General features: G+C 59.8%; 22 protein-coding genes and 2 tRNA genes. 10 read left to right on the top strand and 14 right to left on the bottom strand.

All coding sequences use genetic code 11. The features are described from left to right. Positions 1–110: 110 nt before the first annotated feature. Together ACQZ6D_RS13910 and mutY are read right to left on the bottom strand one after the other, a co-directional pair. Complete coding sequence (locus ACQZ6D_RS13910; protein WP_065702728.1) at positions 111–722, bottom strand: HAD family hydrolase; 612 nt, start codon at positions 720–722, stop codon at positions 111–113. Then, positions 719–1,822 (bottom strand): A/G-specific adenine glycosylase, encoded by a 1,104-nt coding sequence (mutY, locus tag ACQZ6D_RS13905; RefSeq protein ID WP_065702726.1) that lies wholly within the window; start codon positions 1,820–1,822, stop codon positions 719–721. The genes ACQZ6D_RS13910 and mutY overlap by 4 nt, the downstream gene beginning before the upstream one ends. 97 nt (positions 1,823–1,919) lie before the next feature. Between mutY and ACQZ6D_RS13900 the strand changes: the two genes are divergently transcribed. The 3 genes from ACQZ6D_RS13900 (at position 1,920) to ACQZ6D_RS13890 (ending at position 6,793) form a co-directional block, all read left to right on the top strand. After that, positions 1,920–2,432, top strand: a complete 513-nt coding sequence (locus ACQZ6D_RS13900) for a DUF721 domain-containing protein (protein WP_003511832.1) — start codon at positions 1,920–1,922, stop codon at positions 2,430–2,432. 128 nt (positions 2,433–2,560) lie between these two features. Then, on the top strand, positions 2,561–3,241 hold the full coding sequence (locus ACQZ6D_RS13895; RefSeq protein WP_174068052.1) for a DsbA family protein: 681 nt from the start codon (positions 2,561–2,563) through the stop codon (positions 3,239–3,241). An 84-nt stretch (positions 3,242–3,325) separates the two neighbouring features. Then, positions 3,326–6,793, top strand: a complete 3,468-nt coding sequence (locus tag ACQZ6D_RS13890) for a chromosome segregation SMC family protein (RefSeq protein ID WP_003511835.1) — start codon at positions 3,326–3,328, stop codon at positions 6,791–6,793. 271 nt (positions 6,794–7,064) lie between these two features. Here ACQZ6D_RS13890 and ACQZ6D_RS13885 read toward each other — a convergent pair whose 3' ends face one another. Then, a complete protein-coding gene (locus ACQZ6D_RS13885) occupies positions 7,065–8,042 on the bottom strand; it encodes a VOC family protein (RefSeq protein WP_112178772.1) in 978 nt (325 codons plus the stop codon). Between the two features lie 228 nt (positions 8,043–8,270). Between ACQZ6D_RS13885 and ppdK the strand changes: the two genes are divergently transcribed. Further along, a complete protein-coding gene (gene ppdK, locus ACQZ6D_RS13880) occupies positions 8,271–10,997 on the top strand; it encodes a pyruvate, phosphate dikinase (protein ID WP_003511838.1) in 2,727 nt (908 codons plus the stop codon). Here the strand turns inward: ppdK and ACQZ6D_RS13875 are convergent. The 3 genes from ACQZ6D_RS13875 to ACQZ6D_RS13865 all read right to left on the bottom strand — a co-directional run bounded on the left by ACQZ6D_RS13875 (position 10,975) and on the right by ACQZ6D_RS13865 (position 13,318). Beyond that, complete coding sequence (locus ACQZ6D_RS13875) at positions 10,975–11,247, bottom strand: hypothetical protein (RefSeq protein ID WP_003511845.1); 273 nt, start codon at positions 11,245–11,247, stop codon at positions 10,975–10,977. The genes ppdK and ACQZ6D_RS13875 overlap by 23 nt on opposite strands. A gap of 181 nt (positions 11,248–11,428) precedes the next feature. Then, positions 11,429–11,761: an MliC family protein gene (locus ACQZ6D_RS13870; RefSeq protein ID WP_041694318.1), complete on the bottom strand. Its 333-nt coding sequence runs from the start codon at positions 11,759–11,761 to the stop codon at positions 11,429–11,431. A 192-nt stretch (positions 11,762–11,953) separates the two neighbouring features. Beyond that, on the bottom strand, positions 11,954–13,318 hold the full coding sequence (locus tag ACQZ6D_RS13865; RefSeq protein ID WP_065702719.1) for a dicarboxylate/amino acid:cation symporter: 1,365 nt from the start codon (positions 13,316–13,318) through the stop codon (positions 11,954–11,956). Between the two features lie 506 nt (positions 13,319–13,824). Here ACQZ6D_RS13865 and ACQZ6D_RS13860 point away from each other — a divergent pair. Next, the gene (locus ACQZ6D_RS13860; RefSeq protein WP_065702716.1) at positions 13,825–14,745 is read left to right on the top strand and encodes a DUF1499 domain-containing protein; all 921 of its coding nucleotides are present in this window, start codon (positions 13,825–13,827) and stop codon (positions 14,743–14,745) included. Positions 14,746–14,867: 122 nt separating this feature from the next. Here the strand turns inward: ACQZ6D_RS13860 and ACQZ6D_RS13855 are convergent, their stop codons facing one another. Next, complete coding sequence (locus tag ACQZ6D_RS13855; protein ID WP_065702714.1) at positions 14,868–15,776, bottom strand: MBL fold metallo-hydrolase; 909 nt, start codon at positions 15,774–15,776, stop codon at positions 14,868–14,870. A 202-nt stretch (positions 15,777–15,978) separates the two neighbouring features. Here ACQZ6D_RS13855 and ACQZ6D_RS13850 point away from each other — a divergent pair. Then, positions 15,979–16,053: transfer RNA gene (locus tag ACQZ6D_RS13850), tRNA-Gln, on the top strand. 263 nt (positions 16,054–16,316) lie between these two features. Here ACQZ6D_RS13850 and mqo read toward each other — a convergent pair. Together mqo and ACQZ6D_RS13840 are read right to left on the bottom strand one after the other, a co-directional pair. Beyond that, a complete protein-coding gene (gene mqo / locus ACQZ6D_RS13845; protein WP_065702713.1) occupies positions 16,317–18,050 on the bottom strand; it encodes a malate dehydrogenase (quinone) in 1,734 nt (577 codons plus the stop codon). Positions 18,051–18,439: 389 nt separating this feature from the next. Then, positions 18,440–18,859, bottom strand: coding sequence for a hypothetical protein (locus ACQZ6D_RS13840; RefSeq protein ID WP_003511854.1), 420 nt, complete (start codon positions 18,857–18,859; stop codon positions 18,440–18,442). A gap of 264 nt (positions 18,860–19,123) precedes the next feature. Here ACQZ6D_RS13840 and ACQZ6D_RS13835 point away from each other — a divergent pair. After that, a tRNA-Pro gene (locus tag ACQZ6D_RS13835) sits at positions 19,124–19,200 on the top strand. Between the two features lie 160 nt (positions 19,201–19,360). Here ACQZ6D_RS13835 and ACQZ6D_RS13830 read toward each other — a convergent pair. Together ACQZ6D_RS13830 and ACQZ6D_RS13825 are read right to left on the bottom strand one after the other, a co-directional pair. Beyond that, a complete protein-coding gene (locus tag ACQZ6D_RS13830; protein WP_065702712.1) occupies positions 19,361–19,681 on the bottom strand; it encodes a hypothetical protein in 321 nt (106 codons plus the stop codon). Next, on the bottom strand, positions 19,678–19,899 hold the full coding sequence (locus ACQZ6D_RS13825) for a hypothetical protein (RefSeq protein ID WP_003511857.1): 222 nt from the start codon (positions 19,897–19,899) through the stop codon (positions 19,678–19,680). Before ACQZ6D_RS13825 ends, ACQZ6D_RS13830 begins: the two co-directional genes overlap by 4 nt. A gap of 103 nt (positions 19,900–20,002) precedes the next feature. Here ACQZ6D_RS13825 and ACQZ6D_RS13820 point away from each other — a divergent pair, with 103 nt between their 5' ends. Further along, positions 20,003–20,230 carry a hypothetical protein gene (locus ACQZ6D_RS13820; protein WP_065702709.1) on the top strand — a complete coding sequence of 76 codons (228 nt, stop codon included), beginning with the start codon at positions 20,003–20,005 and terminating at the stop codon, positions 20,228–20,230. A 79-nt stretch (positions 20,231–20,309) separates the two neighbouring features. Here ACQZ6D_RS13820 and cysN read toward each other — a convergent pair whose 3' ends face one another. Genes cysN through ACQZ6D_RS13805 form a run of 3 tightly spaced genes read right to left on the bottom strand, consistent with a single transcriptional unit; the run spans position 20,310 to position 23,554 of the window. After that, the gene (gene cysN, locus ACQZ6D_RS13815; protein ID WP_003511861.1) at positions 20,310–21,791 is read right to left on the bottom strand and encodes a sulfate adenylyltransferase subunit CysN; all 1,482 of its coding nucleotides are present in this window, start codon (positions 21,789–21,791) and stop codon (positions 20,310–20,312) included. After that, entirely contained in the window at positions 21,791–22,744 is a 954-nt protein-coding gene (cysD, locus tag ACQZ6D_RS13810) for a sulfate adenylyltransferase subunit CysD (RefSeq protein WP_003511863.1), read from the bottom strand. The genes cysN and cysD overlap by 1 nt, the downstream gene beginning before the upstream one ends. A gap of 27 nt (positions 22,745–22,771) precedes the next feature. After that, a complete protein-coding gene (locus ACQZ6D_RS13805; protein ID WP_013635643.1) occupies positions 22,772–23,554 on the bottom strand; it encodes a phosphoadenylyl-sulfate reductase in 783 nt (260 codons plus the stop codon). Between the two features lie 204 nt (positions 23,555–23,758). Here ACQZ6D_RS13805 and ACQZ6D_RS13800 point away from each other — a divergent pair, with 204 nt between their 5' ends. Continuing rightward, positions 23,759–24,199, top strand: coding sequence for an RrF2 family transcriptional regulator (locus tag ACQZ6D_RS13800; protein WP_025592702.1), 441 nt, complete (start codon positions 23,759–23,761; stop codon positions 24,197–24,199). 245 nt (positions 24,200–24,444) lie between these two features. Further along, on the top strand, positions 24,445–25,470 hold the full coding sequence (locus ACQZ6D_RS13795; protein WP_003511869.1) for a sulfate ABC transporter substrate-binding protein: 1,026 nt from the start codon (positions 24,445–24,447) through the stop codon (positions 25,468–25,470). Positions 25,471–25,636 lie beyond the last annotated feature (166 nt).

Genomic DNA, 25,636 nt, shown 5'->3' with positions numbered 1-25,636 from the left:
GGAAAGTTCACGAAAACATTGCTGTCCCATGCCGCTTGCGGCAGGACTGGCGCAGGCAGGAGACCGCCATTTCCGCCTGCGCCAATTTTCTTTTTGGATCTGATGGTCTGTCAGACATCCACGCCGTAGGATTGCAGATCCTGCTTCAGCTTTTCCGCCCCGGTAAAATGCACCGCCTGCCAGCCGGCGGCCTTGGCGCCTTCGACATTAACAAGCGTATCGTCAATGAAGATGCTTGCGGCAGGGTCGAGGCCAAATTCCTTCGCGTGCAGCTCGTAGATCGCCACATCCGGTTTCAGCAGCTTCACATCGCCAGAAACCGTCACGCCGCGCGGCAGGGTGAGGAAGGGGAACATCTTCTGCGCTTCGCGGAAGGTATCGGAGGCGAAGTTGGTCAGCATCGTCACGTCGTGACCGTTATCGATCAGGCTGGTCATGATCGCGACGCTGTCGTCATAGGAATGCGAGACCATCTCATGCCAGAACTTGCGGAAGGCGCGGATATGCTCTTCCCGCTCGGGAAACTGCTCCATCAGCAGCGCCTCGGCGTCTTCCCAGCCGCGTCCGCGATCCTGTTCGAGGTTCCAGTCATGGGTGCAGACATTCTCGAAGAACCATTTGCGCTCGTCGGCATCGGGAATGAGGCGGCTATAGGGAATATGCGGATCGTAGTGGATCAGTACCTTGCCGATGTCGAATACGATATGCTCAATCTTGGTCATCGAAACTTCCTGCTTTCATCGAATGCGGATGGAATAGCCTGTGCGATGACTTTTTTCATCACCGTCGGCAAGGCTTGCGCGTCAAGATTTGTAACCGGCTCCCACCATCCGTCATCCGCGCCAGTTTCAAGCCCATCCGGTACCTGTGCCCGATAGACGGTGAGCCGCAGCTCGAAATGGGTGAAGACATGCACGATGACGCCCGCCGCTTGCCAAGACGCGGCAAAAGGCGCGTGGCTCGTGTCGGTGCCGCCATCCACGCGTGCGGTCCATGCCGTTGTCGGCACCTCCGTCATGCCACCGAGAAGGCCGCTTTCTATGCGCCGCCGCAGCAGAATTTCGCCGCTTGCATTCACCGCCACGAAGGCGGCTCCCAGCCGCACCGGTTTTGCCTTTTTCGCGGCCTTGACCGGAAACCGCTCCGGCTCGTCATGGGCAAGCGCCAGACAGCCGCCATTGAACGGACAGAGCGCGCAGGCAGGGCGCTTCGGCGTGCAGATCGTCGCACCGAGATCCATCATCGCCTGCGCAAAATCGCCCGGCCGGTCGGGAGGCGTAAGCTCCGCCACCTTCGCCTTCATGGCGGGTTTCGAGCCGGGCAGGGGTGCATCTATGGCGAAAAGGCGGGAGATGACGCGCTCCACATTACCGTCCATCACCGCCGCCTGCCGGTTGAACGCAATGGCCGCCACGGCAGCAGATGTATAGTCGCCGATGCCGGGCAGCTTCTTCAGGCCCTCTTCGGTATCGGGAAAGACGCCGCCATGCTCTTTCGCCACAGCTTCCGCACATTTTTTCAGGTTGCGGGCGCGGGCGTAATAACCAAGTCCCGCCCATGCAGCCATCACATCCTCAACCGGTGCCGCCGCCAGATCGCTGACATGAGGCCACGTTGCGAGGAACTTCAGGAAATAGGGTTTAACCGCCTGCACCGTCGTCTGCTGCAACATCACTTCGGAAAGCCAGACATGATAGGGATCGGCACGTTTTCCTTGTGCCGCCATGGCCGGCGAGGTGCGCCAAGGCAACTCGCGATGGTGGCGGTCGTACCATGCGAGCAGCATCTGCGCGTGCGATGACGGGGCGGTTTTTTGAAGCATGGTTTGCCGTTTCTCTTCGATTCGGCCTATAGTTGGGCCATTCATACCGACCTATCAAGAAGCTCCGGACTGTCCGGTCCTGAAACCCGAGTGAAAAATGCGATATCCACGCAAAGGCGTCATCCAGATTGCCGAAATAGCCAATGGCATCATGGATCCCCTCCTGTCGAAACGGGCGGGCATCAACACGGCGCTGCTCGGCTCGTGGGACGAGATAGCCGGCGATGACTTTGCCGATTGCACGCGGCCGGAAAAGATCACCTGGCCGCGTCGCGACGAGGGGCCGGATCGCGGCGGTTACCAGCCGGGCGTGCTGACGATTGCCTGCGAAGGCGCGCGCGCTCTGTTCCTCACCCACGCACAGGGCGAGCTCATCGCCCGCATCAACGGCTTTTTTGGCTTTCCGGCGGTACGCCAGATCAGGATCGTGCAGAAGCCGGTATCGCAGCCCGTTCCCCGCCGGCGAAAGCCGCCGCCGCTGCGCGGTGATGCGGCAAAACGTCTCGACGACATGATGGACGGCATAGAGAGCGAAGCGCTGCGCAAGGCAGTGGAAAGGCTCGGCACGGCGGTGATGCAGAAGAAGAAGCCGCGGGGCGGGACGATTTGATGTCGCGCACGGTCCTTGACTGGTCACAATTCTTTGACAAGAAGAGTTCAAAACCCCGCTTGTGATGAACAGGCCGTCGCTATATCGGAATCAACAGACAATAGAGTCTATTACCAACAGGTGCTTTCATGCATTTTTCCGAACTGACCATTTCCCGTCGCAGCCTTCTCGGCGGCGTTGCACTTGCTGCCCTTGCCACGGCCCTGCCGTTTGCCTTCACGTCGGGCGTTGCCCAGGCGCAGGAATTGCCTGAATCCACCGGTGACGTGGATATGGCTGCGGTGTTGAAGCCCGGTCCGCTGCCGGAAGCGGCGCTCGGCGATGCGAACGCTCCCGTCAAGATCGTCGAATATATGTCGATGACCTGCCCGCATTGCGCCAATTTCCACAACAAGACCTTTGACGAGATCAAGAAGAAATACATCGATACCGGCAAGGCCTATTTCGTCATCCGCGAATTCCCGTTCGATCCGCGTGCCGCCGCTGCCTTCATGCTGGCGCGCTGCGCACCGGAAGGACAGTATTTCCCGTTCGTTTCCATGCTGTTCAAGCAGCAGCAGAGCTGGGCAACAGCCCAGGATGCCCGTGCGGCCCTGCTGCAATTGTCGAAAATGGCCGGTTTCTCACAGGAGTCTTTCGAGGCCTGCTTGACGAACCAGAAGCTTCTGGATGATGTGAACGCAACGATGCAACGCGGTGCGACGGAATTCGGCGTCAACTCCACGCCGACTTTCATCATCAACGGCAAGAAATACGCGGGAGACATGTCGGTTGAAACCATGTCGGCTGTCATCGACAAGCTGCTCTGATCGCCGAACCCTTAAAGGAACGGGCGGCGGATATTTCCGTTCGCCCGTTTTTTATTGCCGTTATTTCAGGCGGAGCGGAGCGGCATGAAGTTCAACAAGCTCCGCGTCGTCGGTTTCAAATCCTTCGTTGAACCCTCGGAATTCATCATCGAGCCGGGTCTGACCGGTGTCGTCGGTCCCAATGGTTGCGGCAAGTCCAATCTGGTCGAAGCGCTTCGCTGGGTGATGGGCGAAAACTCCTACAAGAACATGCGCGCATCCGGCATGGATGACGTCATCTTCTCCGGTTCCGGCAATCGCCCGGCCCGCAACACCGCGGAGGTCGGCCTTTATCTCGACAATTCCGATCGCACCGCGCCCGCCGCCTTCAACGATGCCGATGAAATTCAGGTGACGCGCCGCATCGAGCGCGAAAACGGCTCGGTCTATCGCATCAACGGCAAGGAAGCGCGCGCCAAGGATGTGCAGCTTCTGTTTGCCGATGCCTCCACCGGCGCGCGTTCGCCCTCGATGGTGGGGCAGGGGCGTATCGGTGAACTCATCAATGCCAAGCCGCAGGCCCGCCGCCAGCTTCTGGAAGAGGCGGCCGGCATTTCCGGCCTGCATTCCCGCCGCCATGAAGCGGAGCTTCGCCTGCGCGCTGCGGAGACCAATCTGGAGCGGCTGGAGGATGTGACCGCCCAGCTTGAAAGCCAGATCGAAAGCCTGAAACGCCAGGCGCGGCAGGCCAACCGTTTCAAGATGCTGTCGGCGGATATCCGCGCCCGCGAGGCGACCCTGCTGCATATCCGCTGGGTAGAAGCCAAGGAGGCCGAAGGCGAAGCGGAAAGCGCGCTTAATCAGGCCACGAACATCGTTGCCGAAAAGGCGCAGGCGCAGATGGAGGCGGCCAAACAGCAGGGCATTGCCAGCCTGAAGCTGCCGGAACTGCGCGAGGATGAAGCGCGTGTCGCTGCCGCCCTGCAACGTCTGCAGATTGCCCGCACCCAGCTGGATGACGAGGCTAACCGCCTGCTGCGCCGCCGTGATGAGCTGGCGCGCCGTCTATCGCAGCTTGGCGAAGACATCGTTCGCGAAGAACGGCTTGTCTCTGATAACGCCCAGATCCTTGCGCGGCTCGATGAGGAAGAGGCAGACCTTCTCGAAATTCTCGCCGATTCCGGTCGTCATGCCGAAGAGATGCGCGAAGCCTTTGAGGCAGCTGCCGCTAAACTGACTGAAAGCGAAACCGTTTTCACTGCCATCACCGCCGAGCGCGCCGAGGCCGCCGCCGGGCGCCAGCAGCTGGAACGGGCGATCCGCGAGCTTTCCGATCGTAAACTCCGGCTGGAACGCCAGTCGCAGGAGGCATCCTCCGAGATCGATGCCGTCGATGAAAAACTCTCCGGCCTTCCCGATCCTTCGGAGCGCCGCGAGGCAGTCGAGGCAGCCGAGATCGCGGTGGAAGACGCTCTGATCGTGGCGGAGGAAGCCGAAGCCGCCGTTGCCGAGGCGCGGTCCGCCGAAGCGCTGGCGCGCGGCCCGCTGGAAACGGCGAGAAACCGGCTGAACGCTCTGGATACGGAAGCGCGCACCATCACCAAAATCCTGGCGGCCAGTGCTGCCGCCAACGGCAGCTTCACGCCGGTGGCGGAAGAAATGACGGTGGAACGTGGTTTTGAGGCAGCGCTTGGTGCAGCCCTTGGCGACGACCTCGAAAGTGCCCTTGATCCCGCTGCTCCCGCCTATTGGGCCGGCAATGGCGATGGTGCGGGCGATCCTGCTTTGCCGCAGGGCGTCAAGCCGCTTCTGAACTATGCGCAGGCGCCGGACGCATTAAGGCGCGGTCTCGCCCAGATCGGCGTTGCAGCCGACACTGCGGAAGCCTTGCGCCTGATGCCGTCGCTGAAGGCCGGTCAGCGGCTGGTGACGCGCGAGGGCGCGCTGTTTCGCTGGGATGGCCACATCGCCAGCGCTGATGCGCCGGGAGCCGCCGCCCTTCGTCTGGCACAAAAGAACCGGCTTGCCGAAATCGAGACGGAACTGGAAGAGGCCCGTTTCAGTCTGGAGGAGGCCGAAGAACAGCTCTCCATCAGGACCGACGACATCAAAAGCGCCGAGTTGCGGCTTTCGGAAGTGCGCGACAGAAGCCGGCTGGTGACGCGTCATCTTGCCGAGGCACGAGAGGCGCTAACATCAGCCGAACGCGCCTCGGGCGATCTTCTGCGCCGCCGGGATATCGTCTCGGAAGCGCTGAACCAGATCGGCGCGCAGATCGACGAGATTGTCGTTCAGGAAGAAAACGCCCGCATCGAAATGGAAGATGCACCGGATCTTTCCGCTCTTGATCTGCGCCTGCGTGAAAGCCAGCTGGAAGTCGCCACAGACCGTGGCCTGCTGGCAGAAGCGCGCGCCCGCCACGAGGGGGTGAGCCGCGAGGCGGAAAGCCGCCAGCGCCGGCTTCAGGCAATCGCGCAGGAGCGCTCCACCTGGGCATCGCGGGCCGCCAGTGCCGCCGATCACATCGCCACCCTGCGTGAGCGTGAGGAAGAGGCGCGCGAGGAAATCGCCGAACTGGACATTGCGCCGGAAGAGTTCGACGAGAAACGCCGCAACCTCCTGACCGAGCTTCAGAAAACCGAAGACGCCCGCCGCTTGGCCGCGGACCGGCTGGCGGAGGCGGAAAACCTGCAACGCGCCGCCGACCGCGTTGCCACCACCGCCCTTTCCGAACTGGCAGAAGCCCGGGAGAAGCGCGGCCGCGCCGAAGAGCGGCTTGTTTCCGCCCGCGAGAAGCGGCAGGAAACCGAACATCGCATCCGCGAAACGCTAAATACCGAGCCGCATATGGCGCTGCGCCTGACCGGCCTTGGTCCCGACCAGCCGAAACCAGATATTCGCGATGTCGAGCGCGATCTCGACCGGCTGAAGATCGAGCGTGAGAGGCTGGGCGCCGTCAACCTGCGTGCCGAGGAAGAGCAGGCGGAGCTTTCCGCCAAGCTCGCGGCCCTCATCAAGGAACGCGACGATATCATCGACGCGGTGCGCAAGCTGCGCGCCGGTATCCAGAACCTCAACCGCGAAGGCCGTGAACGGTTGATTGCGGCCTTCGATGTGGTCAATTCGCAGTTCCAGCGGCTTTTCACCCATCTGTTTGGTGGCGGCACGGCGGAATTGCAGCTGATCGAATCCGACGATCCGCTGGAAGCCGGCCTGGAAATTCTCGCCCGTCCTCCGGGCAAGAAGCCGCAGACCATGACGCTGCTTTCCGGCGGTGAACAGGCGCTGACGGCCATGGCGCTGATCTTTGCGGTCTTCCTCACCAATCCCGCACCGATCTGCGTGCTGGACGAGGTGGACGCGCCGCTCGACGACCATAATGTCGAGCGTTACTGCAATCTGATGGACGAAATGGTTGCCTCCACCGAAACGCGTTTCGTCATCATCACCCACAATCCCATCACCATGGCGCGCATGAACCGCCTCTTCGGCGTCACCATGGCCGAACAGGGCGTGTCGCAACTGGTTTCCGTGGATTTGCAGACTGCCGAGCAACTGCGCGAAGCCGTCTGAGTTTCCCGTTCCGGGTCTGCCCCTTAAGCCTTGTCCATCGCGAATTTATCTGGCCGCATCACCCATTCGGGTGGGCGACAATGCGCGGCATTTTGCTATGTCTTTTTGAAAGGAATTTGGGCTCTTTTCAGACCCCCCATCCGGTTTCCTGTACCGGATGGAAAGCCTTGCGAGGTCGCTGCCGTGGCCTCGCAAGGCTTTTTTTTGGTCTTGTGCCTAGCGTCCGTCGTTCCTCAACCAGTCACAGGAGACCAGCCGACTTGCCGCCCTCTTACACCGGCACCAACCGCAGCCGCGTGCCCCACGGATCAATCGCTTCCACAACCTTGTTTTCCATCTCCACCAGCACATAACCGGCCGCCCGCAGCCGCGTTTTCTGCGCTTCAAGGTCCGTGGGATTTTTGATGGCAAGAGAGAACCAGTCGAGGCCGGTTTCGGTGGCGTTGCGCTCTTTCGCCCCCCGGCTGTTCCATGTGTTGACGGCCAGATGGTGGTGATATCCACCCGATGACAGGAAGGAGGCATCCGAACGGGCATCCTGCGTCGGTTTGAGACCAACGGCTTCCTCGTAAAAAGCGCGTGCGGTGGCAATCTCGCCGACCCGAAGGTGAATATGCCCGATGCGCATTCCGGAAGGTGCGGCCTCGTAATCGCTCTTTTTGGTGTCGGTCAGCGTTACGAGATCATCGACGTCGAGCGGTTCGGTCCCCATTTTAACCACGCTGCCGCTCCAGACCCATGTGTCCTTCGGCCGGTCGCTGTAAACCTCGATGCCGTTGCCTTCGGGATCGTTGAGATAGACCGCTTCACTGACATTATGGTCGGCAAAGCCTGTGAGCGGCACCTGCCTTAACGCCGCATGTACCAGCCACCGCGCCAGATCCTTGCGGGTGGGCATCAGATAGGCGATGTGGAACAGGCCGGCTGAGGTGGGGCTTTCATAATCCGCCGTTGGCTTGTGAACGAGATCAAGCAGGGGAACGGTGCCGGCGCCGAGCGTCACGCCCCGTGCGTTGCGCGCAACCTCATTCAACCCGAGCACGGAACGGTAATAATCGATCATCTGATCGAGATCGCGCACCCGAAGCGCCGCCTGACTGACATGCATCGGCGTGGTCAGCGCAAAGGGAAGGGCGATGCCTGCACTTGCTGCGGGTGGGGCGCCTTCTGCTCTAAGAGCACCGGCAAGGGCGGTGGCGGCGCAAGAAATTCCGGCAAATTTCAACGTGTGGCGGCGAGTAAATTGCATGAATAATCTCTTTTTGGGCGATGTGGATGGCTTAGGGAACACTCCGTTTCTGCGCACTACACGAATGCGTCAGTAACGCTGTTATTTTGCTTTTGCGGCAATTCTGGCGCGCAATTCGCCGCAATTATGCTGCACTGCGATGTAAACTGGACGTTGTGGCGTTTCCAACATGCTGCCAATGCTGTAGATGATAGAAAAATGACAACGCTTCTGGGTGGAGAGCGTGGAATGAAAAAGTGGGTTTATACCTTCGGCAACGGTGCTGCCGAAGGCCGGGCAGGTGACGTTGCTATATTGGGCGGCAAGGGTGCAAACCTTGCCGAAATGGCAAGTCTCGGCCTTCCCGTTCCCCCCGGCCTCACCATCATAACCGATGCCTGCGCCCTTTATCACAAGAACGGCCGCGATCTCCCCGAAGAGCTGAAGCTGCAGGTCATGGCCGGCCTTCACGGCATGGAAGCCGTGACCGGCAAGACATTCGGCGGCAGCCAGACGCCGCTGCTGTTGTCGGTTCGATCAGGCGCGCGTGCCTCCATGCCGGGTATGATGGACACGGTGCTCAATCTCGGCCTCAACGACCGCACGGTGCAGGCGCTGGGCCACGATGCGGGCGACGCCCGTTTCGCCTGGGACAGCTATCGCCGCTTCATCCAGATGTATGCCGATGTCGTCATGGGTCTCGACCATGAGCTGTTCGAGGAAATTCTCGAAGACGAGAAAGGCCGGCTCGGCCATGAATACGATACCGATATGTCGGCGGTCGAGTGGCAGCATGTCGTTGCGCTTTACAAGCAACTGATCGAGGACGAGTTGGGAGAGGCTTTCCCGCAGGATTGCCATGTTCAGCTCTGGGGCGCGATCGGTGCAGTCTTTGCCAGCTGGACGAACCATCGCGCCGTGACCTATCGACACCTGCACAATATTCCCGGCGACTGGGGCACGGCGGTCAACGTCCAGGCCATGGTCTTTGGCAATCTCGGCTCGTCATCGGCAACCGGCGTTGCCTTCACCCGCAATCCCTCCACCGGAGAGGCGGAGCTTTACGGTGAGTTCCTCGTCAATGCCCAGGGTGAAGATGTGGTGGCGGGCATCCGCACGCCGCAATCCATCACCGAGGCTGCGAGGCTGGCGTCGGGTTCCGACAAACCCTCCATGGAAAAGCTGATGCCGGAGGCTTTCGCCGAGTTCATGGTGATCTGCAAGCGGCTGGAGACCCACTATCGCGACATGCAGGATCTGGAATTTACCATCGAGCGCGGCAAGCTCTGGATGCTCCAGACCCGTTCCGGCAAGCGCACCACACGCGCCGCCATGAAAATCGCCGTCGATATGGTCGAGGATGGGCTGATTTCGCAGGAAGAAGCCGTCTGCCGCATCGAGCCGTCATCGCTCGACCAATTGCTGCACCCCACCATCGATCCCGGTATTTCCCGGCCCATCATCGGCTCCGGCCTGCCTGCCTCCCCGGGTGCGGCAACCGGCGAGATTGTCTTTACCTCGGAAGAAGCGGTCGCTGCGGAAGCCGAAGGCCGAAGCGTCATTCTGGTCCGCATCGAAACCAGTCCGGAAGATATTCACGGCATGCATGCCGCCGAAGGCATTCTGACGACGCGAGGCGGCATGACCAGCCACGCCGCCGTGGTAGCGCGCGGCATGGGCATTCCCTGTGTTACCGGTGCGGGTTCGATGCGCGTCGATATGCGCAACAAGGTGCTGATCGGCGTTGGTTGCATGCTGAAACGCGGCGATGTCATCACCATCGACGGCTCTTCCGGCCGGGTGATGAAAGGTGAAGTGCCGATGACGCAGCCTGAACTGTCAGGCGACTTCGGCAAGCTGATGCAATGGGCCGATAATCTGCGCCGTATGACAGTGCGCACCAACGCCGATACACCGGCCGATGCCCGCGCCGCCCGTGCTTTCGGTGCAGAAGGTATAGGTCTTTGCCGCACCGAGCATATGTTCTTTGAAGGCGACCGCATTCATGTGATGCGCGAGATGATTCTCGCCGAAAGCGAAAAGGGCAGGCGGGCAGCGCTTGACCGGCTTTTGCCGATGCAGCGTTCGGATTTCACCGAGCTTTTCCAGATCATGCACGGCCTGCCGGTGACGATCCGCCTGCTTGATCCGCCGCTGCACGAATTCCTGCCGAAGAGCGATGGCGAGATCGTAGAGGTCGCCGCCGCCATGGGCATGCCGCAGACCGTATTCCGCCAGCGGCTGGATGCGCTGCACGAATTCAACCCGATGCTCGGCCATCGCGGCTGCCGGCTTGCCATTTCCTATCCCGAAATTGCCGAAATGCAGGCGCGCGCTATTTTTGAGGCTGCGGTTGCGGCGGCGCGCATCACCGGTGCACCTGTCGTGCCTGAGATCATGGTGCCGCTGGTCGGCCTCCGGTCCGAACTCGATTACGTCAAGGCTGTCATCGACACGGTGGCCGCCGAGGTGGCGGAAGAGACCGGCATGACGCTCGAATATCTGACCGGCACCATGATCGAATTGCCGCGTGCGGCGCTGCGCGCACATGTGATTGCGGAAGCTGCGGAGTTCTTCTCCTTCGGCACCAACGATCTGACGCAGACGACCTTCGGGATTTCCCGCGATGACGCGGCACGTTTTATCAATACCTATCAGCGCAAGGGCATTATTGAACGCGATCCGTTCATCTCGCTCGATTTCGATGGTGTGGGAGAGTTGATCCGCATTGCCGCCGAGCGCGGCCGCCAGACGCGTCCGGAGCTGAAACTCGGCATCTGCGGCGAACATGGCGGCGATCCGGCCTCGATCCATTTCTGCGAGGATGCGGATCTCGACTACGTGTCCTGCTCGCCCTTCCGCGTGCCCATCGCGCGTCTTGCCGCCGCGCAGGCGACACTTGCCGCAAGGGCAAGGCAGGGTGAAACCGCCAGCAATGTCGCCTTCATTCCGGTCAGGGGTTTGGTTGGACGATGATCCGCCGCTCCACCACCACCGGACGATAGAACATGTCGCGGTTCATCTGCGCCTGCCAGGCGCGGTTGTCGGCGCGACGATCCATTTCCAGATCGAGAAGGCAACCCGCCATGGGGTCGGTGCCGGGGCGGAAACCATAACCCCGGCATGTCGCCTCATCCCGCGCCCGGCGCTCTTCCGGCGTCAGCGTCTGGCAGGCGGTGAGCGCCAGTAGAGCGGCGAGCGAACCTAAGACGATGGAAACGCGCATTTTGTTTCTCCCTAGAACATGACAGCCGGGCGGCACTTTTATTGCCGCGATTGATACGCCTGATTCATGATCGGGAAAAGCGGGTGAAGACTGGAAAGTTGCATCGTCTATTGCCTGATGCCGCAATCTTCTTTTCACGCCAGGGATGTCCGCGGCCGCCACCCGTTCTTGTTTTGCATTATTACTCTGAGCAGCCGTCCAGTATCGTGCCCCTGCTATCTTCAAGCGAGGCGTTGCTGCCTTTCGTGCGCAAAGTGTAGCTATAGTTCGGGTCGATTGCGTTATAAACCGCTCCGGACGCCGATATTGTTTCCGCCATAGGTATCATTTCTTCCATCTGCTGCAGGATCGCGAAGCTTTTTCCATCGGCGCCGTTGACGTAAACTACACGTAGGACTTCGTTCTTGGCGCACGAATAGGACACGGAATCAACAGTTGTTCCCGCTGCTGCGGTCAAATTAGGGAATGCAATGAAGGAGAAAATACTCAGGAGAATTATAGACGATTTTTTCATATTTTTTCTCGGTGCAATTTTGTTTCCCATAATTATATTAGGGTAATTGCAGTTAAAATTGATGATTCGCAAATTTATACTTCAATATTTTTGGGATTATTGTCAATGTGGGCATCGCTAAAGTGATAGCGACGCCCATCATGGAGATATGAAGGTACCACCCCGGCGGCACCACTTTCAGTCGTTCTTTGTTCAGGCAGGAACCGCGTCGTGGTCATCGAGCGCCTCGATGTCCTTGGCGTTGTTATAGACTGCCTCGTCCAGAATGCCTTCACGTTTGGCGACGATGGTGGGCACCAGCGCCTGACCGGCGACGTTGACGGCCGTGCGGCCCATGTCGAGGATCGGGTCGATGGCGAGCAGCAGGCCAACACCTTCGAGCGGCAGGCCGAGCGTCGAGAGCGTCAGCGTCAGCATCACCACGGCACCCGTGAGACCCGCCGTTGCGGCCGAGCCTAGCACCGAGACGAACACGATCAGCACATAGTCCTGAATGCCGAGCGGCACCTGGAAGAACTGGGCGATAAAGATCGCCGAAATCGCCGGATAGATGGCGGCGCAGCCGTCCATCTTGGTGGTGGCGCCGAGCGGCACGGCGAAGGCGGCATATTCGCGTGGCACGCCGAGGCTTTTTTCCGTCACGGTTTCGGTGACGGGCAGGGTGCCGATAGAAGAGCGCGACACGAAGGCGAGTTGGATTGCCGGCCATGCGCCCGCAAAGAAGCGCGATGGCTTCAGGCCATGGGCGAGAAGCAGCGCCGGATAGACCACGAAGAGAACCAGCGCCAGACCGATATAAACGGCCGCCGCGTACCAGCCAAGCTGCGAAAGCGTCGTCCAGCCATATTGGTCAACGGCGCGACCGAGCAGGCCGATGGTGCCAATGGGCGTGAGGCGGATGACCCACCACAGGATCTTGCGCACGATGGCAAGCAGCGACTGGTTGAAGGCAAGGAACGGCTCCGCCGCCTTGCCCGCTTTCAGCGCCGCGACACCAAAGGCAATCGACACCACGAGCAGCTGCAACACGTTGAAGTTCAGCAAGGTGCTAGCGGAACCGTTATTGACCTTGGTCGAGGCCTCGAGGCCGAACACGTTGGCCGGCACGAGACCCTTCAGGAAGTCGAGCCAGGAACCGGTGGAGGAGGGGGCTGCCGCTGCCGTATTGGCAATCGCGGTGTTCACGCCCGGCTGAATGACGAGGCCAAGGACGATGCCGATGACCACGGCGATCAGCGCCGTGATGGCGAACCACAGAAGCGTCTGCCAGACGAGCTTTGCCGCATTGGAGAGGTTCTTGAGATTGGCGATGGAGGCGACGATGGCTGTGAAAATCAGCGGCGGCACCAGCGCGCGCAACAGCTGCACGAAAATGCTGCCGATGGTCTGCAACGTCACGGAAAGCCAGTTCGGGCTGCCGGCGGCATCAGGACCGATATTGCGCGCAACGAGCCCGAGCAGCAGGCCGATGACCATGGCGATCAGAACCTGAAAGCCGAAGTTGCGATAAAAGGGTTTTGACCCGGATGAGCGGGCTGGCGTCGTTGCCTGTGACATGGCTTGTCTCTTTTTTATGCAAGAAAACGAGGATAATGCACTTTTTACACGCATTCTCGAAGGAAGGGACGAAGAATACGCCGATTTCCTCAGCAAATAAGGGATGAGCTTGCGTATTTGTTGCACTGCCGATGCATTATTCTCTTAAGGGGAGATAATGCGGAAAAATATTCCGCTCTATCGTGGCCGTGGGCTTTCACGCGCTCAAAACGATGTAGGCTGAGGCCGTTGCGTCCCACTCCGTCACCCCGGACCAGATCCGGGGTCCATTGCGATCAAGTCCTTGATCGTGGGAGGTTTCTTTCAGGATGCAGACGCGCCGTGGTTGGATGCCGGATCAAGTCCGGCGCGACAAAGGTAGGTTTACGCACTTTACCCGCAGATCAGACCCGTCCTTGTTTTCCTAACCGCAAATCCGGTCTATGACATCATATGCAGGTGATTCCCTTGCCAGATTTCGGGTGCAACGCTTTTACGCCAATGCGATCTAACGGATATCCGCTTCCATGACTGTGCGTTTCGTCCGGCCTTTTTCAGTTGCAGCCTATCTTTCCCGCTATCTCGGTATGGCGGCGCTGGCGCTTTTTCTTGTCGCCGCTGGCATCCACCGTTTCGGACCTTTGACGACGCCCGATCTCGTCGGCCTGCTGATGATAGCCGCTGGAATCGCTTTGGTGGCGATGCTTCTGGCGTTGGTTGGTCTTGAACGGCTATGGACCACGGGTGCGCGCGGCGGCCTTTCTGCGCTTGCCGCGCTGCTGTTGTCGGCGCTGCCGCTCGGCGTCGTCGGTTACGGCGCAGTTCTGTACTGGCAGCAGCCAGAGATTTACGACATCTCCACCGATCTTGCCGATGCGCCGGAATGGCTGGTGCCGCCCGTTGCCAATCAGCAATGGCTGGCAAGACCGGCCACTGTTGCAAAAGCGGACCGGGACGCGCAGGCGGTGGCCTATGCGAGCCTTGCCGGACGCCGTTATGAAGGTGCGATAGACCGCATCTACACCGCCGCCAAAAAAATGGCCGCCGCCCAGAGCATCCGCATTACCCATACCAAAGGCGTCATCGGCACGGTGGAGCCGCCCTCCGTCGGCGTTCCCGAACAGGACAAGTCGCAGCCCACCGAGGAAGCGCCGGTAGAGGACCTGCCCTCCATCGTGCCGGTTCCCATGGCACGGCCGGTCGAGGCACCGCAGCCCACCTTCTTTAACGGCAGCGGCGTGGTGCTGATGCAGGGCGAAAAGCGCACGCGCATCTGGGGCCTGCGTTTCGACATCCTCATCCGCCTGAAAGAGGAGGCGGAAACCACGATCGTCGATGTGCGCGTTGCCTCCCGTTACGGCCCGCACGATCTTGGCATGGGAGCAGCAATCGCAGAAGCCTATCTCGATGCGCTGGATGCGGAAATGCAAGGCCTGAACGACAATTGAGGCTTAGTTTCCTTCTTCGTCATTCCGGCTCAATGCCGGAACGACGGGAAAATGCGATGGTGGTTGAATATTTGAACCGGATATGATGACGCCGATATGAGCGTTGCGCCCACACGCCAGCCTCACGCCGGAAAATATTCCCCCAGCAACGAAGGCGCACCCTCGGTCCGCACCTCGCCCTTTTCAATCAGGTCTTCGATATGGGCCAGTACGGAAAGTGCCGCAGCCCCGTGCAGACGTTTGTCGGTGCTGGCATAGATCACCTTCACCATATCGGCGATCCGCCGGTCGCCTTCCCGGATGCGCTTCAGAACTGCCCGTTCCCGCATGCGGCGGTGGGCGCGAAGCCCGCGCATGAAGGCTGCGGGATCGTTGACCGGGCCGCCATGGCCGGGCAGGAACAGCCGGTCGTCGCGGGCGAGCAGGCGCTCCAGCGAGGCCATGTAATCGCTCATCGACCCATCAGGCGGTGCGACGATGGTGGTGGCCCAGGCCATGACGTGATCGGCGGAAAAGACGATGCCGCTGCCATCAAGTGCGAAAGCGGCGTGGTTGGCGGTGTGCCCCGGCGTGTGCAGCGCCGTCAGCGCCCAGCCGTCGCCGCAAAGGCTCTGCCCGTCGCCAAGTGCCACATCCGGCACGAAAGCCGTATCGGAACTTTCGGCAAAGGGATTGGTCTCACCCACATGCAGTGGCCGGGCGGCGCGGTGCGGGCCTTCCGCAACTGTGATAGCGCCGGTCGCCTGCCGCAGCCGCTGCGCAAGCGGCGAGTGATCGCGATGTGTGTGGCTGACGAAGATATGGGTGACCTCGCGGCCATCAAGCGCCGCCATCAGCGCCTGAAAATGCGCCTCATCCTCCGGGCCGGGATCGATGACGGCAACGGACCGGTCGCCGACGATATAGGAGTTGGTGCCATGGAAGGTAAACGCGGAAGGATTGTTGACGGTGATGCGCTGGATGAGCGGGGCAACGGGAACCGCCTCGCCATAGGCCGGCCTGAAATCGAGATCGAATGCCGGGTCCGCCATCAAGACCTCCTGAAATATGCCATGCCACGCAGAGCCGCAGCCTCAGCCGCGCAATCGCCAAGCCCTAACATGCCATGTCAGGCACGGCATCCAAAAAGCTTGGATTTTGTGAAAAAATAAGCCGTCAGGTCATTGCCGCGTCGGGCAGGCTTTGCTAATCAGGCCCGGTTCAGGCAGCGGCGTTTCGCCCAAGCTGCCCTGTTGGGGCGTCGCCAAGCGGTAAGGCACCGGTTTTTGGTACCGGCATTCCCAGGTTCGAATCCTGGCGCCCCAGCCATCACTTCCAAAATCAGAACAGCGTGCACAGGTGCCGGCGTGCATCTACCAGCCGAGCTATTTCGCTGCGATCCCGGATGTTGTGACGCGCGAAAACCTGTCCTCCGTCATCATCAGCTTTGACCCGAGGATCCACAAGCCGTTGAAATCCATGGATCCTCGCGAAGAGGCCAGGATGACGCGTGTGTGTTAAAGGCCTGCTTAAACAGAAACGCCGCGCATCCAAAGACACGCGGCGTCCAAACTTAAAATCGCGGCTAAACCTTAAAGCGCGATATCGGGAACCTTCTTCACCGGCGCGCCAGCAGGTGCCGCTCCCGCGCCCTTCAGCGCGCCAAGATCGATCTGCGGCGGGGTCGGCAATTGCAGGTGCTCGGCCGTATAGGCCCATTCCTGCTGCACTTTTTCCGGGTCGTCATTGAGCTTGGTGCCGTAGCTCGGAACGATCTGGCGGATCTTGGCCTGCCATTCCGGTGTTGCCACCTTGTCCTTGAAGACCTTTTCCAGAACGCTCAGCATGATCGGTGCGGCCGTGGAGGCGCCAGGGGAGGCGCCGAGCAGACCGGCGATGCTGCCATCCTGCGCGGCGACGATTTCCGTGCCGAGCCTGAGTACACCGCCCTTTTCCTCGTCGCGCTTGATGATCTGCACGCGCTGGCCCGCCTGCCACAGACGCCATTCGCCCTGTTTCGCGTTCGGGAAATATTCCTTCAACGCGGCAAAGCGGTCGTCGTCCGACATCATCAGCTGGCCGGCGAGATATTCCACCAGCGGATATTCATCGATGCCAACGCGCACCATCGGCCAGGCATTGCTTGTCGTGACGGAGGAGACGAGATCGAAATAGGAGCCTTCCTTCAGGAACTTGGTGGAGAAGGTGGCGAAAGGTCCAAACAGGATGACGCGCTTGCCACCAAGCACGCGGGTATCCAGGTGTGGAACCGACATGGGCGGCGAGCCGACCGAGGCCTTGCCGTAGGCCTTGGCCAGATGCTGCATCGTCACGTCAGGATTGTCGTTGATCAGGAACGAGCCACCAACCGGGAAACCGGCGTAATTGTCGCCTTCCGGAATACCGGACATCTGCAACAGATGCAGCGCACCGCCGCCGGCGCCGATGAACACGAATTTCGCATCCACGGTCTGCTCAGCATCGGTCTTCAGGTTGCTATAGGTCACGCGCCAGCTGCCATCGGCATTGCGCTGGATATCGGAAACCTCGCTGTTGACCTGCAGGTCGAAATTCCGGTCGCTTTGCAGATGCGAAACGAACTGGCGGGTGATCTCGCCGAATTCCATGTCGGTGCCGAGCGGAGACCAGGTCGCACCGATCTTCTGGGAAGGATCGCGGCCTTCCATCATCAGCGGCACCCATTTCTTAAGCTGCTCGGGGTCGCTGGAATATTCCATGCCGGCAAAAAGCGGGCTTGCCTTCAGCGCCTGGTAGCGCTTTTCGAGATAGGCGATGTTCTCATCGCCCCAGACGAAGCTCATATGCGGCGTGTGGTTGATGAAGGAGCGCGGGTTCTTCAAAACGCCGTTACGTACCTGCCATGCCCAGAACTGCCGGGAAATCTGGAAGGATTCGTTGATGTTGACGGCTTGGCTGATCTTGATGTTGCCGTTGTCGTCTTCCGGCGTGTAGTTCAGCTCGGCAAGCGCGGAATGGCCGGTGCCGGCATTGTTCCAGCCGTTGGAGCTTTCAAGCGCCACGCCGTCCAGCCGCTCGAGCATCTGCATCGACCAGGTTGGCTCCAGTTCACGCAGCCACACGCCGAGCGTCGCGCTCATGATGCCGCCACCGATCAGAAGCACGTCGACCTTCTTGGTAGCCGTATTGGCGAGAAGCGAGGATGTCGGCAGCGCTGTCGCTGCAAGCCCTGCGAGCGCAGTGCCGAGAACCTGTCTGCGGTTCATTGGAAGCGCATGGGAGGGAAGCGCGTCTGAGGAAAGATCAGTGAGCTGGGATTTGTCTTGATCGATGGGAGTCACGGCCATACCTGATTCTTGTTTTGTGTTAAAAACACTCCTCCCAGCCGCCCCGTTACAGCAAAGCCGAAACAGGCACAACCCTGACTTATTCACTCCAGTTCAAGCGCTTTTGCGGGGATTTTGCCGGGACATAAGGTCGCATTGGCAGTTTTTGCCATTTTGCGGATTGTCATTTTTGTGGTCGCGAGGATTAGACGGTGCTTTCAAACGGTTGAAAGTGTCTCAAGCGCGAATATCGCGAAAAAGCCGTCAATTCGGCGTTTGCCGCGCTTGGCGGATCAGGTTGCGCTGGTCCGTGTGAAAAAAATTCAGGAAAAATGAGAATAATCGCAAAAAAGTGAAAAGGCCCGCCGGTTAGGGCAGGCCTTGGCTCGTTTCGTCAGCTGGACGAAAACTCAGTTTGCGGCGAGGAATTCCGCGCAATAGCTCGGGCCGTTGACGCCGGGGCGGTCGGAAACCGTGCGTACCGAAGTGATCGTGTAGTCGCTGGAGACGGTGAGCTGAACCGTGCAGGAGAGCGAGGCGGTGCGGGCGGGCGAAATCTGGCGACCCTTCTTGCCGTCCTTGCCTTCTTCGAACTTGGCCGGAATGGTGGCCTTCTTGTAACCGCCGCGCCAGTTATAGATGGTCGAGCTGCCGGTTTCCGTGTCGCTCAGCGGCGGGCCGAATTTTGCAAAGAAAATACCTGCGGACTGACCGACCCACCGCGTTTCAACGGGGCTCTTCTGGGTGAAGGAAGGGGCAGAGCCCGTCGATGTCGTACAGGCGGAGAGCGCAATGGCGAGCCCTGCGAGCGTTACGCTGCGAAATAGCATGGTGAAATGTCCTTTGTGCCGTGTCCGGCTTCCCGCCGGTCATTACGTTCCCCTAGCAGATTTGGCGGCGACGGGCAGGGGAGCTGTGCCGCTTGACGAAAATTTCCTGCCACAATTGCTTTTTTGTAACGTTTTCCCACACGCCGCCCGGTGCGGCAGGCACTTGGCGACCGCCCTTCGCAGCGCGTTGAAAACTTGTCACAAAAAATGCAATATGCCGCTTGTCGAATGCTGGAGGCTGGTCTATAGAAGCGCCGCTGGTCACGGAGTGTAGCGCAGTCTGGTAGCGCACGTCGTTCGGGACGACGGGGTCGGAGGTTCGAATCCTCTCACTCCGACCAGCTTAAGCCCAATATTTCCCGGGGCTTTCAAATGATCCCAACACTTCTGAAAATCCTTGGATCATGGCATCGTACGGAGACCTGACCGTTTAAAACCGGACGGGTAAACGCATTCGGCGTCCGCGGCTGCAAATCACGACTTTGGTGATTGCACGGAATGTCAATTTCTCCTCCTCGCCAACGGGAGAATGAGCAAAACGCAAACAAGAGCCGTCGGCCAGAAGTCGGTTAAACCATCCCAGGACCAATTCCAGAAGTAATAACCTTCCAGATGGGGAGGAGGCATTTCTACGGACACCTCGTAGTCCCGCTTTTCCCGGCCATGAAAATGACCGGCGGCGAAGGCCAGCCCGATTATCCACGCCATTCGCCAGCTAACGAGCAGGCGAAACAGAACGGCGACAATCGCCGCCATGATGACGGCCTCTAGAATGTGCCCCGCCCAATCCCAATGGTCTTGAATGTAGGTCCAGTCGATCATCGGTAGCGGTAATCACCGCGCCAGTCGCGACGATCACGCCAATCCCTCCGGTCGCGCCAGTCGCGACGGTCATAGTCACGGTAGTGGCGATCGCGTTCATAGGTGCGGTAGTACACGCCTGTCGTATAATATCCGCCGCTACGGTAGCCCCGATCATCGACACAGCCACTTAGGATGCCCACCGAAACCAGGCAGATCGCTGCAGTCAGAATTTTCATAATCTTCATCTCCCAATGACGGACACTAACGTGCGCTGAACCACGCAGTTCCATTGCTGAGAGAGTGAGGTGTCGGTCATTAACCAAGCCTGAACACAGCGCCATGATGCTTGCCATCTTCTGGGCTCTGCCAAGCGTCGAAAACTTGATGCGTTTGACGTTATCGACCGCGATGAACCCGTCGTCAGCGCAGTCGCAGGGAACGCAACTGCGCCTCAACCGTTATCCCACCACAACAACGATGGAGGATAACATGCTAAAAGGTATTGCACTGTGGGCGATGGGTGTTCCGATTTTTGTGATCATCCTGCTTTACATGTTCGTGTTTTAAACGAGGCCTGATCCAAAGGCTTTCAAACAAAAAAGGCGACCGCTTGGGCGGTCGCCTTTTTGTTGTGTGCGCGTGTCTGTCAGTCCAGATCGCTGATCAGCCGTGAGGCTGTCGCGCCATCCGTGCGGCGGATGTCGATCTCGTCGCGGTGCTTGGCCAGCAGTTCGCTTGCCAGAAGCTTCTCGGCCAGATGGGCGGGCAGGGAGAGAATGACGCGGTCACCCTGTTCTTCCGTTGCGCCAACGCTGCGTTTGCCGGCAATCATGCCACCCGCCACCGTGTTGTTGGTGTCGGGGTCGATCAGGATGAAGGAGCCGGTTGCCCGGTTCTGCTCATAGGCATCGAAGATTGCCGTCTCGTCGAAGGAGAGCCGCACCTTGCCGATGGCGTTCATCGGCAGCGATGTCTCGTGCGCCTGCCATTCGCCTTCTTTCAGGTTGAGCTGGCTGACCGGCTGCACGCTGACGCGCTGGCGGCGGCTGCCGCTCTTCAGCCAGTAACGTTTGCCGGCCTCGATGCCACCCGGCTGCAACGCCACGATCTGCGCGTCGAAGGCAAGCCCTGTCTGCGGTTGTGCCTCGATGGACACGATCATGTCGCCGCGCGAGACGTCCACCTGACGGTCGAGAACGAGCGTGACCGCGTCACCAGCAACGGCGGCGTTACGCACCAGATCGAAAGTGACGATCTGCTTTACATTCGCGACCATGCCCGACGGCAGCACGACAACGCTATCGCCCGGCTTGACCGAGCCGCCGGCAACCGTGCCCTGATAACCGCGGAAACTTTCGCCGGGGCGCGACACGCGCTGTACGGGGAAGCGGAAACCACCCGATTGCGCCGAGCGCACCGTGGCAAGCTCCAGCGTTTCGACCAGCGTCGGGCCTTCATACCAGGGCATGGAGGCCTTGCCTGATAGCACGACGTTTTCGCCCTTCAGCGCCGACATTGGAATGGCTGTGATCTGCTTGATGCCGAGGTCAGAGGCGAAATCGCGGAATTCGTGGGCGATCAGTTCAAAACCTGCCTTGTCGTAATTCGTCAGGTCGATCTTGTTGATGGCCAGCACGAATTGCCGGATGCCCATCAGCGCCGCGATGGTGGCGTGTCGGCGTGTCTGTTCCAGAATGCCGGTGCGCGCATCGACCAAAAGCACGGCGAGATCGGCCGTGGAAGCGCCGGTCGCCATGTTACGGGTATATTGCTCATGGCCGGGCGTGTCGGCCACGATGAAGGCGCGCCGGTCGGTTGAGAAATAGCGATAAGCGACATCGATGGTGATGCCCTGTTCGCGCTCTGCCTGCAAACCGTCGAGCAGCAGCGCGAAATCGGGCAGGCCGAGATCGTTCTGCTTGCCGCTATCGCGGTGCAGGGTGGCGGCCTGATCTTCCTTGACGGCCTTGGTGTCCCACAGGAGACGGCCGATCAGGGTCGATTTGCCATCATCCACGCTGCCGCAGGTGATGAGACGAAGCGGGCGCGTATCACGCGTCGCCTTCGAATGTTCGGCAAAGGGCAGGATGGTGGCCGTGGAGGCGGTGTTGGTAGCAGCGGCGGTCATCAGAAATAGCCCTCGCGCTTCTTCTTCTCCATCGAGCCGGACTGGTCTCGATCGATGGCGCGGCCCTGCCGCTCGGAAACGGTGGCGATTTCCAGCTCTGCGATGACCTCCTGAAGCGTCGCCGCCTCGGAGTGGATCGCGCCGGTCAGCGGGAAGCAGCCGAGCGTGCGGAAGCGGATCGAGCCGTGCTGGATCTCTTCGCCGGGCAGCAGCTCCAGCCGCTCGTCTTCGGCAAGGATCATCATGCCGTCACGCTCGATATAGGGGCGCTCGGCGGCGTAATAGAGCGGCACCAGCGGAATGTTTTCCGCCTCGATGTAACGCCAGATATCGACTTCGGTCCAGTTGGAGAGCGGGAAGGCGCGCACGCTTTCACCCTTGCGGACCATGCCGTTATAGATGTTCCACAGCTCAGGGCGCTGGTTGCGCGGGTCCCATTTGTGGTCCGGCGTGCGGAAGGAATAGATGCGCTCCTTGGCGCGGCTTGCTTCCTCGTCGCGGCGCGCACCGCCGAAGGCGGCATCGAACTGACCGGCGTCCAGCGCCTGGCGCAGCGCTTCCGTCTTCATGATGTCGGTGTAGAGCGCCGAACCGTGGGTGAAGGGCGTCACGTTTTCGCTCGCGCCGCGCGGGTTTGTGTAGGAGATGAGATCGAGGTCATATTCCTTGACGATCTTGTCGCGGAATTCGATCATTTCCTTGAATTTCCAGCCCGTATTGACGTGCAGCAGCGGGAAGGGCACGCGGCCTGGGAAGAATGCCTTGCGCGCCAAATGCAGCAGCACGGACGAATCCTTGCCGATGGAATAGAGCATCACGGGATTGTCGAATTCGGCGGCGACTTCGCGGAAGATATGAATGGCTTCGTTTTCAAGCGCCTTCAGATGCGGATCGAGCGGCGGCTTGGATGCGACAGTATTCTTGCTGTCCGTCTCGTGGACTGCGTTGGACATTTTAAACTCCGGAACTGGTCTGAATGATTATCGTTGTGGGATGGCGGAAATGGCGGACGTCTGGTCCGCACCGGCGACGTGAAGACCGCATTCGCGCTTCTCGTCGTTTTCCCACCACCATCGTCCGGCGCGCTCAGGCTCGCCGGGCTTGATAGCGCGTGTACACGGCTCGCAGCCGATGGAGGGGTAACCACGCGCATGCAACGGATTGACGGGAATGTTTTCAGAAGCGACATAGGCCTTGATCTGGTCGATGTCCCAGTCCGCCAAGGCATTGACCTTGATCAGATTACGCTCAGCGTCGAATTCGGCAAAAGGCGTGGTCGCACGATTGCCCGACTGGCCGCGGCGGAGCCCGGTGATCCAGAAGGTGGCACCTTCCAGCGCCTTGCCGAGCGGGATCAGCTTTCTGACATGACAGCAGGCGTGACGGGCCTCGATGCTTTCGTAAAAACCGTTGAGGCCGTATTTTTCGGCATAGGCGTCGATATCGTCCTGTTCGGGCCGAAAGCGACGGATGTCGATGCCGAAGCGTTCCTCGGTTTCCTCGATGAGATCGACGGTTTCCTTGAAGAGCCGGCCGGTTTCCAGCGTCACGACGTCGATCGGCAACCGGTGGGTGCCGATGGCCGCCGTGATGACCTGGTCCTCGATGCCGAGGCTGGTGGTGAAGACCGCACGGCCGCCAAGACCGGCGATAAAGGAAAGTCGTCCCGCAAGATCGAGCCCGGCAAGCGTGGCGTCGAGGGATGCGGTATCGGCAGAGGCATTTGCTGAATTGATCGTCATTGTCACGTCCGGGATTTCCATGGCCGATTATTGTTGAAATCGGGCCTCTGGAACAGAAATGACAGTCTTTGTGCGCTGCACTTCAGAGCAAAAATGCCTCACGCGCACGATCTATGAGCAAAAGATGCCCGTTCACCTTCTTTGCAGCTTGGATTTGAATTGTGACAACTTCTGCGCTAAGCCGGAATTGCCGGGTATCCGGGCTTGTGTTCTACTGGTTTCACGATGATTTCGCAGAAGGCAAAATATGCGCTGAGGGCGCTTCTTTCGCTGGCAAAGGCCGACGGCGGCTGTCCTGTGCAAATTTCCGATATTGCCCGCGAACAGGCCATTCCGAAAAAATTCCTTGAACAGATCCTTCTCGAAATGAAGAAGGAACGCATCGTCGAAAGCAGGCGCGGCAAGCAGGGCGGTTATTTGCTGGCGCGCCCGGCTGCCGATATCACCTTCGGCGAGGTGCTGCGCCTCATCGACGGGCCGCTGGCTCCCTTGCCCTGCCTGTCGCAGACCGCCTATCGCCGGTGCGAGGATTGCGATGGCGAAAAGCAGTGCGAAATACGCCACGTCTTCGCCCGCGTGGCCGATGCCACCCGCAATATCCTTTTCAACACCACCGTTGCGGATGCCGTTGCAGGCGTGGAAGTGCCCGAACTTTTGACGGCCTGACGAAAAAATCGTCTAAAACACCTGAATATTTTTCGCCGTAACGCCAAAAAATCGTCAAAAATGTGAAACGGTTTTGCATTCAGCAAAGTTTTACACGACGCTTGTTGCGCCTTTCGCCTATGCTGCGCTGTATTTGTTGCCCGTGGAAACGCTCTCGGGAAACACTTTTTCGATCGTATTCGGCCTCATTGACCAACTCTACCGGTCCAGTAGAGTTAAGCCATCTTCATCAGGAGGGAATACCGATGTCCAAGCTTCTGTCCGGTTTGAGCGTTTTCGCTCTCGGTCTATCGCTGGCTCTGGGAGGTGTCGGCTCGGCTGCCGCGCAGACCAAGCTGCTTAACGTGTCCTATGATCCGACCCGCGAACTCTACAAGGATTTCAACGAAGCCTTCGCCAAGAAGTGGAAGGCCGATACCGGTGAGGATGTCACGATCCAGCAGTCGCATGGCGGCTCCGGCAAGCAGGCTCGCTCGGTCATCGACGGTCTGGAAGCCGATGTGGTGACGCTGGCGCTGCAGAGCGATATCGATGCCATCGTCCAGAATTCCGGCAAGATCAACAAGGACTGGCGCGGCCGCCTGCCGCATAATTCCTCGCCCTACACCTCCACCATCGTGTTCCTCGTCCGCAAGGGCAACCCGAAGGGAATCCATAACTGGGGCGATCTGGTAAAGGGCGACGTACAGATCGTTACCCCGAACCCCAAGACCTCTGGTGGCGCACGCTGGAATTACCTTGCCGCCTGGGCATGGGCGAATGAAGAGTTCAAGGGCGACCAGGACAAGATCAAGGCCTATGTCGGCGAACTCTACAAGCGCGCTCCGGTGCTCGATACCGGTGCCCGCGGCTCCACGGTCACATTTGCGCAGCGCCAGATCGGCGACGTGCTGCTGGCCTGGGAAAACGAAGCCTATCTGGCCGGTCAGGAATTCGGCGCGGATGCCTTCGACATTATCGTGCCGCCGATCTCGATCCTCGCCGAGCCGCCGGTCGCCGTGGTTGATGCGAACGTCGACGCCAAGGGCACCCGCAAGGCGGCGGAAGCCTATCTGCAATATCTCTATTCCGACGAAGGTCAGAACATTGCGGCGAAGCACTTCTATCGTCCTTCGAACCCCGCAGTTGTCTCCAAGGATCTGCTGAAGCAGCTGCCCGACATCAAGCTCGTCACCATCGACGATCCGCAGTTTGGCGGTTGGGCCAAGGCGCAGCCTGAACATTTCGGTGACGGCGGCATCTTCGACCAGATTTACAAGCCCGCCAAGTAAGCGGATGATGGGCTGAAGACAAATCCGCCCACCCCGCTTAAGGGAACTTGAAAAACGACAAATCGATCGACCGGACACCGTGCCGGTCGATCCTTTATAACAAGGCCGGGGAACACCGGCTCCCAGAGAGCATTTCCAGGAAAAGTGGACCCCGGTTTTCTGTCCG

It is taken from the genome of Agrobacterium sp. 22-3639C2 (genome assembly GCF_053522105.1).
The sequence above is the reverse complement of the archived record's forward strand: the minus strand, read 5'-3'. Positions and strand labels throughout refer to the sequence as shown.

Bases quoted from the DNA above. Each gene is read 5' to 3' on its own strand.
- ACQZ6D_RS13900 (WP_003511832.1), top strand. From the start codon at position 1,920: ATGCGATATCCACGCAAAGGCGTCATCCAGATTGCCGAAATAGCCAAT.
- ACQZ6D_RS13895 (WP_174068052.1), top strand. From the start codon at position 2,561: ATGCATTTTTCCGAACTGACCATTTCCCGTCGCAGCCTTCTCGGCGGC.
- ACQZ6D_RS13830 (WP_065702712.1), bottom strand. From the start codon at position 19,681: ATGATCGACTGGACCTACATTCAAGACCATTGGGATTGGGCGGGGCAC.
- ACQZ6D_RS13820 (WP_065702709.1), top strand. From the start codon at position 20,003: ATGATGCTTGCCATCTTCTGGGCTCTGCCAAGCGTCGAAAACTTGATG.
- cysD (WP_003511863.1), bottom strand. From the start codon at position 22,744: ATGTCCAACGCAGTCCACGAGACGGACAGCAAGAATACTGTCGCATCC.
- ACQZ6D_RS13890 (WP_003511835.1), top strand. From the start codon at position 3,326: ATGAAGTTCAACAAGCTCCGCGTCGTCGGTTTCAAATCCTTCGTTGAA.
- ACQZ6D_RS13910 (WP_065702728.1), bottom strand. From the start codon at position 722: ATGACCAAGATTGAGCATATCGTATTCGACATCGGCAAGGTACTGATC.
- ACQZ6D_RS13855 (WP_065702714.1), bottom strand. From the start codon at position 15,776: ATGGCGGACCCGGCATTCGATCTCGATTTCAGGCCGGCCTATGGCGAG.
- mqo (WP_065702713.1), bottom strand. From the start codon at position 18,050: ATGGCCGTGACTCCCATCGATCAAGACAAATCCCAGCTCACTGATCTT.
- ACQZ6D_RS13800 (WP_025592702.1), top strand. From the start codon at position 23,759: ATGATTTCGCAGAAGGCAAAATATGCGCTGAGGGCGCTTCTTTCGCTG.
- ppdK (WP_003511838.1), top strand. From the start codon at position 8,271: ATGAAAAAGTGGGTTTATACCTTCGGCAACGGTGCTGCCGAAGGCCGG.
- ACQZ6D_RS13875 (WP_003511845.1), bottom strand. From the start codon at position 11,247: ATGCGCGTTTCCATCGTCTTAGGTTCGCTCGCCGCTCTACTGGCGCTC.
- ACQZ6D_RS13885 (WP_112178772.1), bottom strand. From the start codon at position 8,042: ATGCAATTTACTCGCCGCCACACGTTGAAATTTGCCGGAATTTCTTGC.
- ACQZ6D_RS13805 (WP_013635643.1), bottom strand. From the start codon at position 23,554: ATGGAAATCCCGGACGTGACAATGACGATCAATTCAGCAAATGCCTCT.
- cysN (WP_003511861.1), bottom strand. From the start codon at position 21,791: ATGACCGCCGCTGCTACCAACACCGCCTCCACGGCCACCATCCTGCCC.
- ACQZ6D_RS13840 (WP_003511854.1), bottom strand. From the start codon at position 18,859: ATGCTATTTCGCAGCGTAACGCTCGCAGGGCTCGCCATTGCGCTCTCC.
- mutY (WP_065702726.1), bottom strand. From the start codon at position 1,822: ATGCTTCAAAAAACCGCCCCGTCATCGCACGCGCAGATGCTGCTCGCA.
- ACQZ6D_RS13860 (WP_065702716.1), top strand. From the start codon at position 13,825: ATGACTGTGCGTTTCGTCCGGCCTTTTTCAGTTGCAGCCTATCTTTCC.
- ACQZ6D_RS13795 (WP_003511869.1), top strand. From the start codon at position 24,445: ATGTCCAAGCTTCTGTCCGGTTTGAGCGTTTTCGCTCTCGGTCTATCG.
- ACQZ6D_RS13870 (WP_041694318.1), bottom strand. From the start codon at position 11,761: ATGAAAAAATCGTCTATAATTCTCCTGAGTATTTTCTCCTTCATTGCA.
- ACQZ6D_RS13825 (WP_003511857.1), bottom strand. From the start codon at position 19,899: ATGAAAATTCTGACTGCAGCGATCTGCCTGGTTTCGGTGGGCATCCTA.
- ACQZ6D_RS13865 (WP_065702719.1), bottom strand. From the start codon at position 13,318: ATGTCACAGGCAACGACGCCAGCCCGCTCATCCGGGTCAAAACCCTTT.